Genomic DNA, 13370 nt, shown 5'->3' with positions numbered 1-13370 from the left:
TCATCTTCCTGCAAATTTCTCATTTTCAGTATTTCGAATTCATCTCTATAGGTCGGTTGTAGCGCCGCCAGTGTCGCAATTAACGCAGTCCATTTGCGGCCTTTTGAGCAAAAAGAAGCAAGAAATAACCTAGGGTCACAAACCCGTAACACCGAGGAATCGCGCGCATGTCGGAAGAAGATGACATCATCCTGTCGGAACTCGACGACGAAGAACTTGTGCAACAGATGTTCGACGACCTCTATGACGGTCTCAAGGAAGAGATCGAAGAGGGCGTGAACATTCTGCTGGAGCGCAAATGGATGCCCTATGACATCCTGACCAAGGCGCTGGTCGGCGGGATGACCATCGTGGGTGCCGATTTCCGTGACGGTATCCTCTTTGTGCCCGAGGTGCTGCTGGCCGCCAATGCGATGAAGGGCGGCATGTTCATCCTCAAACCGTTGCTGGCCGAAACCGGCGCGCCGCGCGTCGGCAAGATGGTGATCGGTACCGTCAAGGGCGACATTCACGATATCGGCAAGAACCTGGTGTCGATGATGATGGAGGGCGCGGGCTTCGAAGTGGTCGATCTGGGCATCAACAACCCGGTCGAAAACTATCTGGAGGCGCTGGAAACAGAAGCGCCCGACATTCTGGGGATGTCCGCCCTTCTGACCACCACAATGCCTTACATGAAGGTGGTGATCGACACGCTGGTCGAACAGGGCATTCGTGAGGACTATATCGTGCTGGTCGGTGGCGCGCCGCTGAACGAAGAATTCGGCAAGGCCATCGGTGCCGACGCCTATTGCCGCGATGCCGCCGTGGCGGTCGAAACCGCCAAGGATTTCGTCAGCCGCAAACACAATCAACTCTCCGCCTGACGGCACGTTTCCGAACACTGAAACGGGGCGGGCCGCAATCGGCGCCGCCCTTTTCTTTTGCCCGACCCAACCCCAGATAAACCCAAAGGAGACATGACCATGCAACCGAACGTCGTAATTATCCTGCTCGCCGCTGTTGTTGCGATTGGCCTGACGGTCTGGGTTGGGGCCTGAGCCCGCAATACCGGGGGAACCAGCCATGATCAGTGATACGGAACTGACCCAGAAAGGCCTGCAAGCGCGCGGCGAGGGCCGGATTCTGCTCATCGCCTGCGGTGCGCTGGCGCGCGAGATTCTGGCCCTGATCAAGGCCAATGGCTGGTCGCATATGACCCTGACCTGCCTGCCCGCGATCTATCATCTCCACCCTGAGAAGATCCCGCAGGCCGTCGAAGACACGGTGCTGAAAAACCGCGACGATTATGACGACATTTTCGTGGTCTATGCCGATTGTGGCACCGGGGGCCTGTTGCAATCGCTCTGCGACCGGCTGGGTGTCCAGATGGTCGCAGGGCCGCATTGCTATTCCTTCTTCGAAGGCAACGACCGCTTTGCCGAGCTTGCCGAAGACGAGTTCACCGCCTTCTACCTGACCGATTTTCTGGTGCGCCAATTCGACGCCTTCATCTGGAAGCCCATGGGGCTAGACCGCCACCCCGAACTGCGCGACATGTATTTCGGCAATTACACCAAGCTGGTCTATCAGGCCCAGATCGACGACCCGGCCCTCACCGAAAAGGCCCGCGCCTGCGCCGACCGCATGGGCCTTGAATTCGAACGCCGGTTCACCGGCTATGGCGATCTGAAAACCGCGCTTGGCACCCTGGCGCAGGAGTAGTCGTCTTCATCCGACTGAAAATGCCACGGCGAGCGCGAGGACCAGCCGCTCGCCTGCACGACCTGATCAAGCGTGCTCGGATGCCACGTCGCGGATACGATCAATCATCGAGCGCAACCCGTTCGAGCGCTGGGCCGACAGATGGTCGTTCAGACCCAGCCGCTCCAACTCGGCCCGCGCGTCGATTCCGGGCACTTCGGCCACCGGCGAACCGTTGTAAAGCGCGCGCAGAACCGCGATCAGGCCGCGCACGATCAGCGCGTCGCTGTCGCCGTCGAACCGGAACACCCCGTTCTCGATCATCGGATGCAGCCAGACCTGACTGGCACAGCCATGCACCTTAGTGGCGGGCACTTTCAGCGCGTCATTCAACGGCGCCATCGCTTTGCCCTGTTCGATCACATGGCGATAGCGGTCTTCCCAGTCGTCGAGAAACTCGAAATCCTCGACAATGTCTTCGAAGGCTGGGCTGGCCATTGGCATGCTCCGTCATCTGGCAGGTCACACCCGTCACCTAAGCGCGCCCTGCCCGCCTGTCCAGACCCGCGATGGGTTTTCAAGCGCCGCCGGATAGGCTAACCGGTTTCTAGGCAAGACGAATTGACCGGGGCGGTTGCAGATGCGGGTTTCATTGACGGTTCTTCTGATCGGATCACTGACGCTGGGTGCGTGCAGTTCATGGCGCGACTCGCGCGTGAACCCATCGAACTGGTTCAACAAGTCAGAGCCCGCGGCGGTCAATGTGGATAGCGACGGCACCGTCAACCCGCTGTTGCCGCCGGAAGAGACCAGCAAAGGCATCTTCTCCCGGCCCGAACCGGTGGATGGTTCTGTGCCGATATCCAAACTGACTGCAATGCGGGTCGAAAAGACCAATGCCGGCGCGATCATCTACGCCACCGGTGTGGCGCAGCGCCAAGGCGCGTTCGACGCGGTTCTGCGCCGTGACAGGTCCGAGGAGAACACCAAGAACGGCGTGCTCAGCTATACGTTCCGCGTGGTCTATCCGACGGATGCAACGCCGCAGGGCGACGAAGACTCGCGCACCATCCACGATGCGGTCACCGTCTCGCACGAGACGCTTGAGGGTATCCGCCTGATCCGGGTGACATCGGAGCGCAACGCGTTGGAATCGCGCCGCCGTTAAACGTCTTCTGTGTTCAGATCAGAGCGCGACGACCCTGACACTCTGGCCTTTGGCGGAAAGGGCTATCTGGCCGTCGCACAGCCGCAGCGCATCTTCACCGAAGACCTCATAGCGCCAGCCGGACAAGGCCGGCACGTCGCGCTCGCCCGCCGCGATCTGGTCGAGATCGGCACTGGGCGCGATCAGCTTGGCGGCGACGCCCGCGCTTTCGGTCTTGGCCTTCAACAGCACCCGCAGCAGATCGGCCAGCGCCGGGTTCACCTGCAGCTTGTCGCGGCTGCGGTCGGGTTTCGGCATCTCATCGGGCGGACAGTTCACACCGCGCTTTACGGCAGCCAGGATCCCATCGGCAATCGGCCCCTTGCGCGCCTCGCGCAGCAGCAGGCGCGACCCGCCCAGATCCGCCGGATTGCGCGGCTTGGTCGAGGCCAGCTCGATCAGGGCGTCATCCTTGAACACCCGGTTGCGCGGCACGTCGTTGGTCTGGGCGTGGGTTTCGCGAAACTTGGCCAACTCCCGCACCACCGCCAGGAACTTGCCGGAATTGGTGCGCGTCTTGACCCGCTGCCAGGCCTGATCGGGCTGCACCAGATAGGTGGCGGGATCGGTCAAAACCTGCAGTTCTTCGGTCACCCAATGGCTGCGCCCGGATTTCTCAAGCTCTGCCGCCAGAAATTCGTAGATCAACCGCAGATGGGTCACATCCGCCAGCGCATAGGTCTTTTGCGCTTCGCTCAGCGGGCGGCGCGACCAGTCGGTAAAGCGCGAGGATTTGTCGACGCCTTCTTTTGCGATCTTGCGCACCAGCGTCTCATACCCCACCTGATCGCCAAAGCCGCAGACCATCGCCGCGACCTGGGTGTCAAAAAGCGGCTTGGGAAAGACCTGCGCGTTGATCCAGAAAATCTCCAGATCCTGGCGCGCGGCGTGAAAGACCTTGACCACGTCCTCGTTGCGGAAGAGGTCGTAGAGCGGCTCAAGCGACATGCCGTCCGCCATCGGATCGACCAGCACGGCATTGTCGTCACCCTCACCGGGAAAGGCCATCTGCACCAGACACAGGCGCGAATAATAGGTCCGCTCGCGCATGAATTCGGTGTCTATGGTCACATAGGGATGTTGGGCGGCAGCGGTGCAGAAGGCGGCCAGCTCTTGGGTCGTTGTCAGTGTTTTCATTCGGCTCGGATGCCCTGTTCTTCTTGTTGTCGCACTCGCCCCTGTTCCGGCATGCCGGAACCCCAAGGCTAAGCATACGCAGAACACGGCCCGACTGCAATTGTTCGCGTAACGGTGGTTTTCAGGCGGTCAGCCCAGCAGAACCGGGCTGCGGTCGCCGCCCGCATAGCGACGCAGCACCGCCGGGTAGAGGCGGTGTTCCTGCACCAGAACCCGCGCCGCCAGCGTCTCGGGCGTATCGCCGGGCTCGACCGGCACCTGCGCCTGTCCCAGAATGGGGCCGTCATCCAGCGCGGCGGTGACCTCATGCACGGTGCAGCCATGCGCGCGCTCGCCTGCCGCAAGCGCGCGGGAATGGGTGTGCAGGCCCTTGTATTTGGGCAGAAGTGACGGGTGAATGTTCAGCATCCGCCCTTCGAAGCGGGCAACGAAATCTCCGGTCAGCACCCGCATGAAGCCGGCCAGACAGACAATGTCGGGCTTGTGCTCCTGCAGCGGCTCAATCAGCGCCGCCTCGAACGCAGCGCGGTCGCCTTTGAAAGGTCGGTGATCGACATGGGCCACCGGCACGCCGCGCGCCGCGGCCTTTGCCAGCCCGCCCGCCTGTGGATCGTTGGACAGAACCAGACAGGGTCGGCCTGGGTGATCGCCGGTCATGCTGTCGAGCAGTGTCAGCATGTTCGACCCGCCGCCCGAGATCAGGATCGCGACCCGTTTGGTGCTCACAGCAGCTTGCCCGAATAGGCGATCCCACTTTCACCGGTCACATGACCCAGAACGGTGACGCTTTCGCCCTGTTCGCGCAGCAATTCGGCAATGGCCTCGGCGCGATCTGCGGCGCAGGCCACAACCATGCCGATGCCGCAATTGAAGGTCTTGAGCATTTCCGCCTCGGAGATCCCGCCCGTCTGCGCCATCCAGCCGAAGACCGGGGGCAGTTCCCAAGCGCCGAGGTCAATCGCTCCGCCCATACCTTCGGGCAGCACACGCGGCAGGTTCTCGGTCAGACCGCCGCCGGTGATATGGGCCAGCGCATGCACGCCACCAGCGCGGATCGCCGCCAGCACCTGCCGCACGTAAAGCCGCGTCGGAGCCAGCAGCGCGGCCCCCAACGAGCCGTCAGCCCAGGGGCAATCGGCCTCCCAATCGAGGCCGGACATCTCGACCAGCCGCCGCACCAGCGAATAACCGTTGGAATGCACCCCGTCCGAGGCGAGGCCCAGCAGCACATCGCCCTCCTGCACGCCTTCGGGCAGCGCGGTACCACGCTCCATCGCACCGACGGAAAAGCCCGCCAGATCGAAATCACCTGCGGGATACATGCCGGGCATCTCGGCGGTTTCGCCCCCGATCAACGCGCAGCCGGAGCGTTCGCAGCCGGTCGCGATGCCTTCGATGATGCGCGCTGCCTGTTCGGTTTCCAGCTTGCCGGTGGCGAAATAGTCTAGGAAAAACAGCGGCTCGGCACCCTGACAGACCAGATCGTTGACGCACATGGCGACCAGATCGATGCCGACGCCATCCACCAGACCGGTATCAATGGCGATGCGCAGCTTGGTGCCCACCCCATCGGTTGCGGCCACCAGAACCGGGTCGTCATAGCCCGCCGCCTTGAGGTCAAACAGCGCGCCGAAGCCCCCCAGCCCGCTCATCACGCCGGGGCGATTGGTGCGTTTGGCCGCCGGCTTGATCCTGTCGACCAGAGCGTTGCCCGCATCGATATCCACGCCCGCATCCGCATAGGTGATGCCGTTCTTGCCCGCCGTCATGATCGCGTCCTCGTCATTGCCTGCGCGCGGGTTAGTCCATTGCGCGCGCGCATGCAACGGTCAGGCTTGACGCGACCCGCGATCCTGCTAGGCATGGCCTCAGGCGGGCCTGTAGCTCAACGGTTAGAGCAGAGCGCTCATAACGCTTTGGTTGGGGGTTCAAATCCCTCCGGGCCTACCAAACACTTTCCCCGCACGACACCGATTGCAACGCCCGGCCACACCTGACCTCACCCGCATGTTACAGGCATCGGCAAGAATCCGCAGACCGGGCTGTCCGAAATTGTTTAATTTTCTCAATTATCCGGCGTGCTGCATACTCATTTGAGCACGCAGGGGCGGCAAGCGGGGCCAGAGAATGAAACATTCAGAACATCTATCCGATAGACGGCTTCGGCCCGCACCGCAGCCACATCCGATGCTCGACCCCTCTGATGTGCTCTCCGAGCAGCCCCGCGACACTGGCAGAGCCGCACGCGCGGAACAGGCACTGGCCGAGATGCGCACGGATGCACGGACCTATCGCGTTGTCCAGGCGGTCTTGTCGATGAAGGCGCTGGCGCGCGAGGAGCAGGTGATCGTTTTGAACGAATTGCTGCAGCACCGGCGCACCCCTGCGCTGGCCAGCCTGCTTGAACTGCTTCAGGCCGATATGTCGGACATATCGCGCGCCGAGCAATTCCTGACTCCGCTTGAAATCATCGCGCGCCATGATTGTCTGCACGATCTGGCGGGATGCCTGCGCAAGACCGGCCATCCGCCCTCGGATGAGCTGTGTTTCCGGGCTTTCGAGGTCGGCCTGACCCTGAACACCTACAAGGGCATCGTCGAGGCCGCAGAACTGGCCGCCTGACGCCTGTTGCGTTTCCTCGCCAGCCGATGCGCTAGCGCCCGATCACGATGTCGGCGCAGAGCCCGCCCAGCCGCTCGCTTTGTCCCAGCCTGAGCGTGCCGCCATGGGCGCGGGCGATGTCGGCCACGATGGCAAGCCCCAAGCCAACACCGGTGCCTTTGTTCTGATTGCGCGACGGGTCAAGCCGGGCGAAGGGTTTCAACGCCTCGCCGCGCTGATCGGGCGGGATGCCCGGCCCGTCATCCTCGACCCGCAGACGCAGCGATTTGGGCGTGAAAGCCACGCTGACCTCGGCACGGCTGCCATAGCGGACCGCATTGTCGATCAGGTTCTGCAATGCACGGCGAATCGAATCGGGGCGCAGTTTGGCGCTGCCCTCGCCCTCGGGCGGCAGAAGGGTGACAGGCTTGCCAGCGCGCTGGGCATCCTCGACGATGCGCGTGATCAGGGATTGCGGGTCCAGCTTCTCGACCTCGCCCTCGGAGGCACCGCGAGAGAAATCCAGAAAGGAATCCACCAGCCGCTGCATCTCGTTGACGTCTTCCAGCAACGGCTCGGCATCCTGTTCGTCCAGCATGGACAGGCCCAGCTTCAGCCGGGTGAGCGGCGTGCGCAGATCGTGGCTGACCCCCGACAGCATCAGGGTGCGCTGTTCGATCTGCCGTTCGATCCGGGCCCGCATGTCAATGAAGGCATTGCCCGCCTCGCGCACTTCGGTTGCGCCACCGGGGTGGTAGGTAACGTTCTGGCCGCGCCCGAACGCCTTGGCGGCACGGGCCAGACGGGTGATCGGACGCAGCTGGTTGCGCATGTAAAGCGAGGCGATCGCCGTCATCAGAATGCCGCAGAACACCATGGTGACGATCAGTTGATGCGGTGCTGTTGGTGTCAGGCGCCGCCGGCTTATGGTCAGTTCAATCGGTCCAAGATCGCTGTCGAGATAGATCAGCGCCGTCTTGTCCGGCAACAGCTCGATCGCCCGAACCGCCATCAGGCTTTGCTTCAGCGTATCCCGCGCAACCCCGCCGGTGTAATCGAAGAACCTGACACCATCCGCCTCGGGCACCTCGCGTGGCGACGGGAACCGGACCTTCATGTTCAGCGATGTCAGGAACGGGCGGACACGCGCGATCAACTCCTGCTGGGTCTCGGCCCCGACCACCTGATCGCCCACCATCCGGACCTCGCGCACGACGGTGCCGGTCATCTGCTGGGTCACGTCCTCAAGGTGCCGCTGGATGAAGGTGAAGGACATGATCGCCAGCAGCATCGCCACCGGCAGAACCAGAATCAGCGCAGCGCGCCCATAAAGGCCACGCGGCATATAATGTTTGAGCCAATCGAAGGACATGCGCTAAGGGTAACCGCGCAGGAATCCAAGAGAAAGAGCCGATGCGTCCTCCCCCCGACGATTTCGATCCGCCCGCAGGCGTTGCGGTCACGCTGTCGCCCGGCCTGCGCCGCGTGTTGGCGCCCAACCCCTCGCCGATGACCTATCGCGGCACAAACACCTATCTGATCGGCCAGAGCGATCTGGCGGTGATCGACCCCGGCCCGCTCAACGATGCGCATCTGGAGGCCATTCTGGCCGCTGTAGAACCCGGGCAGCGCATTTCGCATATCATCGTGACCCACAGCCACCTGGATCATTCGCCACTGGCACGTCCCTTGTCAGAACGTACCGGCGCGCCGGTTCATGGCTTTGGCGGTCCCAAGGCCGGTCGCAGCGCGGTCATGGCCGGACTGGCTGACGCCGGGTTGGGCGGTGGAGGAGAAGGCATCGACCACGACTTCCGCCCCGATATCGAGATTGCCGACAGCGAGACCCTGCAAGGCCCGGACTGGACGCTCGAAGTGATTCATACGCCGGGCCATCTGGGCAATCACGTCGCGCTGGGCTGGGGCGACATCTGCTTCACCGCCGATCATGTGATGGGATGGGCCAGTTCGCTGGTGTCGCCGCCCGATGGCGACCTGACGGATTTCATGGCCTCCTGCGCCAAACTGCGCGCGCGCAACTGGTCGGTTTTCCACCCGGGCCACGGTGCGCCGGTCGAGGACCCTGCCGGACGGCTCGACTGGCTCATCGCGCATCGTCAGGGTCGCGAGGCGGCGATCCTGACCGCTCTGGAGAGCGGCTCCGCCACCGCCCGCCAGATCGCAGAGCAGGTCTATACCGACACGCCCCCGGCCCTGCTGCCTGCCGCTGAACGCAATGTCTTTGCGCACCTTGTTGATCTTCTGGGCCGCGAGCGGGTCACCCCGACCGGTCCGCTTACTTCAGAAGCGGCATTCCATCGGCAGTAGCAAGGCGCGAAGGCAGCGTGAGAAAAGCGCGCAATCCCTCTGGACGCCGTAAAACGGGATTGCTATATGGCGCGAACCGTTCCGGCGTAGCTCAGCGGTAGAGCAGTTGACTGTTAATCAATTGGTCGTAGGTTCGATCCCTACCGCCGGAGCCAAAAGTTTCCTTCAATATCAATGGTTTCGACGCCATCGATGTTGCCAAAGGATGGGTGTTTCAGGGGTCGTTGCAAGTTTATTGCAACTTTCGTTTCCAGAATCACTCTTCCGCCTTTCTCTGCCGCCTCAGACCCTCCAACTTCTCAGCCGCCACCCGTCCGGTCTCATCGCTGTGGATGTAGACCCGCTGGATATAACGGTACTGCCCAGCGACCACCGGCCAGTGGCGACAATGTCAGAGGCCGGCATGCCCAGCTTGTTGTGCAAGTTGGTGGCGAAGGTGTGACGCATGACCTCATGCGGCGTGATGTATTCCACCCCAGCCTCACGGCAAATGTCCTTCCAGTATCCATACAGGTTCTCTCTGGAATGCCAGCCGAACACGCGATCTTGCCCCTGGTGAAGTTCTTGTCGCGATTGTTGATCGCCTTGAACTTGCTGCCGTCGCGCGCGACACAGTCGCCCTTGAGCACGCCGATCCGGCGGCAGAGCTCCACGAACTGCGCGCGGGTCTTCCGGATCGCAGCACCGTTGTCGCGCCGGAAATCGGCAATCGTCTTGTGGTCCGGGGCCAATCGCTCCGCCAGTCACATCACCTCGACATTGCGCCCGACCTCCCGCTCCAGCGCCCGGGGCTGGGTGGCACTCGATTCAGAAAGCCCTAGATGAAGAGCTTCAGCAGAAGCGGCGGATGAAACCCCGGACGCCCATCTGCGCCGGGGACGTGCGCGCGAAGTCGATTTCCGCAAGATTGATCTCAGCCACGAAAAGGTCGATGATGCGGACAGGGTTTTCTTTGCTGATCCAGCCTTCCACCCGGTCTGGAAACAGCGTCTTCTGCCCCCGATCCGAACCCTCGAAATAGCCCGACATGCCTGCCTCCGATCCTTGTCGGCAAACGTTTCTCATCAGGAATTTTTACACAGCCTCGGCTGGAATCTGCCATTGCCTTGCTAAATGAGCCACCGCAGCGTCAGTCGTTGCGCTTGACAGTCCTCCACATAAGAAGGACCCGCCATCTGGCGGGCCTTAACAATAATGCGCAAGGCGTGGGCCTCAGCCGATCATGGCGTCCGCCTCACACGCCATTTCGTAATGCCGTTTGAGCCGCTGCAAGGCGATGCGCAGCACGATCTTGCCCGACCGCGCCGACCAGCTCAGACGCTTTTCCGCCAGTTCCAGCCCTTCGAGATAGCAGCAGCAGCGCAGCGCCACCTCGCTCAGCCCCGGCCCCAGATCGCTGAGCGCGCGCGCCACCCGGTCCCGCGCCGTCGAAGACCCGCCGCTGACCGGATCGCCCGGCCGATTGCCGCCGCATTTTCCCGTCAAAAACCCCTCCCAGCTTTGGGCGACATTGGGACCGATCTGCGCCAATTCGAAATCCTCGCGCAACCGCTCACCGGCGCGCACCAGATCCTCGGCCAGAAACGGTTTGCCGTCGCGATCCTTGCGGCGCGCCAGCGCGGCCAGCGGGCTTTCGGCCAGACCATAACGCATCTTGCGGCGCGCATTCTCATGCCCTGGTATCTCTGTTGCGGGTCCGGCGAAACTGGCCTGCGCCTCGGCCATGCCGTCTTCGCGGGCGCGGCGGGCGCGGTTTTCAGCCTCGGCCAGCAACTGACCAAGGGCGGCCCGCCCGGCGGCGGTGATCCGATAGCGGCAGATCCGCCCCGGCTTGTCACAGGAAATCCACTCGTTCAGCGCCAGCGCCTGCGCAATCGCGGCGGCCACCACGGCCGTGCGGGTATTGGCCGCGCCGCTGTCGCGCACCACGACCGCCTTGTCCATATCCTCGGCCACCGCCAGAACCGCACCGGTTTCGCAAAGCCGCCGCAGCACCCGTGCCGCTTCGTGATCGAACATCGCCTTGTCGACGGGTTGCTCCTCGACCGGGTCGCTTTCCCACTGCGCATCGGTTGGTTGCGGTTTCGTCCGCGACGGGAAATGTGACGTGGCGAGGTTCTGCAGCGCCGCATCCACCAGCGGATCGTCCCGGCGCATCTCAACCTTGCGAATCTGTCTCAGAACCGTCGAGGCGTGGCACCCTGCCCCACGTGCCAGTTCTCGGATGGAATGTCCTGCTTCGGTATGCGCCAGGTAGCGCCGGGCGCCTTCAGGAACCCATGCCGGAACAATAAAGCCGGACCCGTCATTCATCATATCGTACCCTTATTTTGTCATCCCTTGGTGCCCCCGCGAGTCCCCTGACAAACAGAAACAACCTATGGGAGCATTTGTTACCTGTTTGTTAAGGGCGAACCCCTGGGGAAACTATTGTTTAAAATTGATAAACAGGACTGAACCCAGAGAACGGTGCGAGTGCCGACCCGGCAACACCCGCCAAGGTTGTGCAGCAAAAGGAGAAAGACGCAAAAAACCACGAGGGACAGACCATGCAAGACCTGACCACCATGCTTTCCACGCTCCGCCGCCCGCGCCTGCTGATCCGGGCGGCCCGCCATGGCGTGCAGGAATACCGCCGCGACCGTCACCTGCCGCGCATCCTGGGTTATGGCACGCTGCCGCGCCCGGCTGCATCGCTGATGCGCCTTATGGAATTGGAACGCGAACTGGACGAACGCCGCCGCAGCGACGATGCGGGCTATTCCGTCATCCGTCACCTTGATCTGCTGATCGCAATGATGGGCGAGGCGCAGCTGCTCAAGGCCAGCCGCGCCCCGGATTGCCTTACATGAAAGCGTCGGGCATCGAGGCCTTCTTGTCGGCGACATAGGCCAGAAGCGCCTCGGCGATGGCCGGGTCGAGGGTGGGCTGCTGGTAATTGGCCAGCAGGAATTCGACCCGCTCGCTTGCCAGCATCCGCGTGTCGCGGCCGCCCTCTTCCTCCCAGGTTTCGAACGGTTTGTAATCCAGCAGTTCCGACTTCCAGAACGCAGACTTGAAATTGGCCTGGGTATGGGCGCAGCCCAGATAATGCCCGCCGGGACCGACCTCGCGGATCGCATCCATGGCCTGCGATTCTTCGTCGACGGGCACGCCCTTGGCCAGCCCGTGCAGAACGCCCAACTGGTCGGCATCCATCACGAATTTCTCGAAATCCGCGACCAGACCGCCTTCCAGCCAACCGCAGGAATGCAGCATGAAGTTCACACCTGCCAGCAGCCCCATATTCAGCGAATTCGCGGTTTCATAAGCCGCTTGCGCATCGGGCAGTTTCGAGCCGCAGAACGAGCCTGCCGAGCGGAACGGCAGCCCCAGGCGCCGGGCCAGCTGGCCTGCGCCATAGGTGACCATGGATGCCTCGGGCGTGCCAAAGGTGGGGGCGCCGGAATTCATGTCGATCGAGGACACAAACGCCCCGAAGATCACCGGCGCACCGTGACGGATCAACTGGCTATAGGCAATGCCCGCCATGACCTCGGCCAACACCTGCGTCAGCGTGCCCGCCACCGAGACCGGCGCCATCGCGCCGCCCACGATGAAGGGCGAGATGATGCAGCCCTGATTGCTGGCGGCATAGACCTCGAGCGCGCCCATCATCACATCGTCGAAAGTCATTGGCGAGTTGATGTTGATGAGCGAGGTCATCACGGTGTTGTCCTGCACGAACTCCTTTCCGAACAGAACCTCGCACATCTCGACCGAATCGCGCGCCCGGCTGGGATCGGTGACCGAGCCCATGAAGGGCTTGTCGCTGAGCGTCATATGGGCGTGCAGCATGTCCAGATGACGTTTGTTCACCGGCACATCCGTGGGCTCGCAGACCGTGCCGCCGGAATGGTGCAGCCATTTCGACATGTAGCCCAGCTTCACGAACTTGCTGAAATCCTCCATCGTGGCATAGCGGCGGCCGCCCTCGGCATCGCGCACGAAAGGTGGACCATAGACCGGGGCCAGCACCAGGTTGCGCCCGCCGATCACCACCGACTTCTCGGGGTTGCGAGCGTGCTGGGTGAACTCTTTCGGGGCAGTGGCGCATAGCTTTCTGGCCAGCCCCTTTGGCAGGCGCACACGTTCGCCGTCCACATCGGCCCCCGCCTCGCGCCAACGCTCGAGCGCTTTGGGGTTATCGACGAAATTGACGCCGATCTCTTCCAGCACGGTTTCGGCGTTGGCCTCGATGATATCGAGCGCCTCTTCCGTAAGCACTTCGAAATTCGGAATGTTCCGCTCGATATACTTCGCGGTTTCGATCCTGACCGCCGACCGTTCGGCCCGGCGCGCGGCCCCGCCGCCGCCCCGGCCCCTGCGGCGCGCTGCTGCTTCTGCCATGGGTATTTCCCCTACACTGCGTGTT

13 protein-coding genes, 2 tRNA genes and 1 pseudogene are annotated in these 13370 nt (G+C 62.6%); 8 read left to right on the top strand and 8 right to left on the bottom strand.

Annotated elements, in window-relative coordinates; all coding sequences use genetic code 11:
• Positions 1–167: 167 nt before the first annotated feature.
• Complete coding sequence (locus M3P21_RS00450; protein WP_249705913.1) at positions 168–866, top strand: cobalamin B12-binding domain-containing protein; 699 nt, start codon at positions 168–170, stop codon at positions 864–866.
• 199 nt (positions 867–1065) lie between these two features.
• The gene (locus M3P21_RS00445) at positions 1066–1704 is read left to right on the top strand and encodes a DUF1638 domain-containing protein (protein WP_249705911.1); all 639 of its coding nucleotides are present in this window, start codon (positions 1066–1068) and stop codon (positions 1702–1704) included.
• A 66-nt stretch (positions 1705–1770) separates the two neighbouring features.
• Here the strand turns inward: M3P21_RS00445 and M3P21_RS00440 are convergent, their stop codons facing one another.
• The gene (locus tag M3P21_RS00440) at positions 1771–2181 is read right to left on the bottom strand and encodes a SufE family protein (RefSeq protein WP_249705909.1); all 411 of its coding nucleotides are present in this window, start codon (positions 2179–2181) and stop codon (positions 1771–1773) included.
• Between the two features lie 142 nt (positions 2182–2323).
• Here M3P21_RS00440 and M3P21_RS00435 point away from each other — a divergent pair, with 142 nt between their 5' ends.
• The gene (locus M3P21_RS00435) at positions 2324–2851 is read left to right on the top strand and encodes a hypothetical protein (protein WP_249705907.1); all 528 of its coding nucleotides are present in this window, start codon (positions 2324–2326) and stop codon (positions 2849–2851) included.
• 18 nt (positions 2852–2869) lie between these two features.
• Here the strand turns inward: M3P21_RS00435 and rnd are convergent, their stop codons facing one another.
• The 3 genes from rnd to purM form a co-directional block, all read right to left on the bottom strand.
• A complete protein-coding gene (rnd, locus tag M3P21_RS00430; protein WP_249705905.1) occupies positions 2870–4027 on the bottom strand; it encodes a ribonuclease D in 1158 nt (385 codons plus the stop codon).
• A gap of 129 nt (positions 4028–4156) precedes the next feature.
• Positions 4157–4753: a phosphoribosylglycinamide formyltransferase gene (gene purN / locus M3P21_RS00425; protein ID WP_249705904.1), complete on the bottom strand. Its 597-nt coding sequence runs from the start codon at positions 4751–4753 to the stop codon at positions 4157–4159.
• Positions 4750–5796 carry a phosphoribosylformylglycinamidine cyclo-ligase gene (gene purM, locus M3P21_RS00420; RefSeq protein ID WP_249705902.1) on the bottom strand — a complete coding sequence of 349 codons (1047 nt, stop codon included), beginning with the start codon at positions 5794–5796 and terminating at the stop codon, positions 4750–4752. Before purM ends, purN begins: the two co-directional genes overlap by 4 nt.
• A 105-nt stretch (positions 5797–5901) precedes the next feature.
• Between purM and M3P21_RS00415 the strand changes: the two genes are divergently transcribed.
• Both M3P21_RS00415 and M3P21_RS00410 read left to right on the top strand, forming a co-directional pair.
• Positions 5902–5977, top strand: a tRNA-Ile gene (locus M3P21_RS00415).
• 177 nt (positions 5978–6154) lie between these two features.
• On the top strand, positions 6155–6649 hold the full coding sequence (locus M3P21_RS00410) for a hypothetical protein (RefSeq protein WP_249705901.1): 495 nt from the start codon (positions 6155–6157) through the stop codon (positions 6647–6649).
• A gap of 31 nt (positions 6650–6680) precedes the next feature.
• On the opposite strand, the gene M3P21_RS00405 is transcribed toward M3P21_RS00410, so the two are convergent.
• The gene (locus tag M3P21_RS00405; RefSeq protein ID WP_249705899.1) at positions 6681–8000 is read right to left on the bottom strand and encodes an ATP-binding protein; all 1320 of its coding nucleotides are present in this window, start codon (positions 7998–8000) and stop codon (positions 6681–6683) included.
• Between the two features lie 41 nt (positions 8001–8041).
• Between M3P21_RS00405 and M3P21_RS00400 the strand changes: the two genes are divergently transcribed.
• A complete protein-coding gene (locus M3P21_RS00400) occupies positions 8042–8956 on the top strand; it encodes an MBL fold metallo-hydrolase (protein ID WP_249705897.1) in 915 nt (304 codons plus the stop codon).
• 80 nt (positions 8957–9036) lie between these two features.
• A tRNA-Asn gene (locus tag M3P21_RS00395) sits at positions 9037–9111 on the top strand.
• A 384-nt stretch (positions 9112–9495) separates the two neighbouring features.
• Here M3P21_RS00395 and M3P21_RS00390 read toward each other — a convergent pair.
• Positions 9496–9985 (bottom strand): annotated as a pseudogene (locus M3P21_RS00390) (transposase); the annotation flags it as partial.
• Between the two features lie 183 nt (positions 9986–10168).
• Complete coding sequence (locus M3P21_RS00385; protein WP_249705896.1) at positions 10169–11269, bottom strand: DUF6456 domain-containing protein; 1101 nt, start codon at positions 11267–11269, stop codon at positions 10169–10171.
• A 236-nt stretch (positions 11270–11505) separates the two neighbouring features.
• Between M3P21_RS00385 and M3P21_RS00380 the strand changes: the two genes are divergently transcribed.
• Positions 11506–11808 (top strand): DUF6477 family protein, encoded by a 303-nt coding sequence (locus M3P21_RS00380; RefSeq protein ID WP_249705895.1) that lies wholly within the window; start codon positions 11506–11508, stop codon positions 11806–11808.
• Here the strand turns inward: M3P21_RS00380 and M3P21_RS00375 are convergent.
• Positions 11801–13345, bottom strand: a complete 1545-nt coding sequence (locus M3P21_RS00375) for a trimethylamine methyltransferase family protein (protein WP_249705894.1) — start codon at positions 13343–13345, stop codon at positions 11801–11803. The two genes, M3P21_RS00380 and M3P21_RS00375, sit on opposite strands and share 8 nt — an antisense overlap.
• Between the last annotated feature and the right edge of the window lie 25 nt (positions 13346–13370).

Source organism: Ruegeria spongiae (genome assembly GCF_023502395.1).
Taxonomy (GTDB): domain Bacteria; phylum Pseudomonadota; class Alphaproteobacteria; order Rhodobacterales; family Rhodobacteraceae; genus Ruegeria_C; species Ruegeria_C spongiae.
This window is presented reverse-complemented; position numbering and strand designations above follow the sequence as displayed.

Coding starts and splice junctions, on each gene's coding strand:
- M3P21_RS00405 (WP_249705899.1), bottom strand. CDS start 8,000: ATGTCCTTCGATTGGCTCAAACATTATATGCCGCGTGGCCTTTATGGG.
- M3P21_RS00385 (WP_249705896.1), bottom strand. CDS start 11,269: ATGAATGACGGGTCCGGCTTTATTGTTCCGGCATGGGTTCCTGAAGGC.
- M3P21_RS00435 (WP_249705907.1), top strand. CDS start 2,324: ATGCGGGTTTCATTGACGGTTCTTCTGATCGGATCACTGACGCTGGGT.
- purM (WP_249705902.1), bottom strand. CDS start 5,796: ATGACGGCGGGCAAGAACGGCATCACCTATGCGGATGCGGGCGTGGAT.
- M3P21_RS00445 (WP_249705911.1), top strand. CDS start 1,066: ATGATCAGTGATACGGAACTGACCCAGAAAGGCCTGCAAGCGCGCGGC.
- M3P21_RS00440 (WP_249705909.1), bottom strand. CDS start 2,181: ATGGCCAGCCCAGCCTTCGAAGACATTGTCGAGGATTTCGAGTTTCTC.
- M3P21_RS00400 (WP_249705897.1), top strand. CDS start 8,042: ATGCGTCCTCCCCCCGACGATTTCGATCCGCCCGCAGGCGTTGCGGTC.
- M3P21_RS00380 (WP_249705895.1), top strand. CDS start 11,506: ATGCAAGACCTGACCACCATGCTTTCCACGCTCCGCCGCCCGCGCCTG.
- M3P21_RS00410 (WP_249705901.1), top strand. CDS start 6,155: ATGAAACATTCAGAACATCTATCCGATAGACGGCTTCGGCCCGCACCG.
- M3P21_RS00450 (WP_249705913.1), top strand. CDS start 168: ATGTCGGAAGAAGATGACATCATCCTGTCGGAACTCGACGACGAAGAA.
- M3P21_RS00375 (WP_249705894.1), bottom strand. CDS start 13,345: ATGGCAGAAGCAGCAGCGCGCCGCAGGGGCCGGGGCGGCGGCGGGGCC.
- rnd (WP_249705905.1), bottom strand. CDS start 4,027: ATGAAAACACTGACAACGACCCAAGAGCTGGCCGCCTTCTGCACCGCT.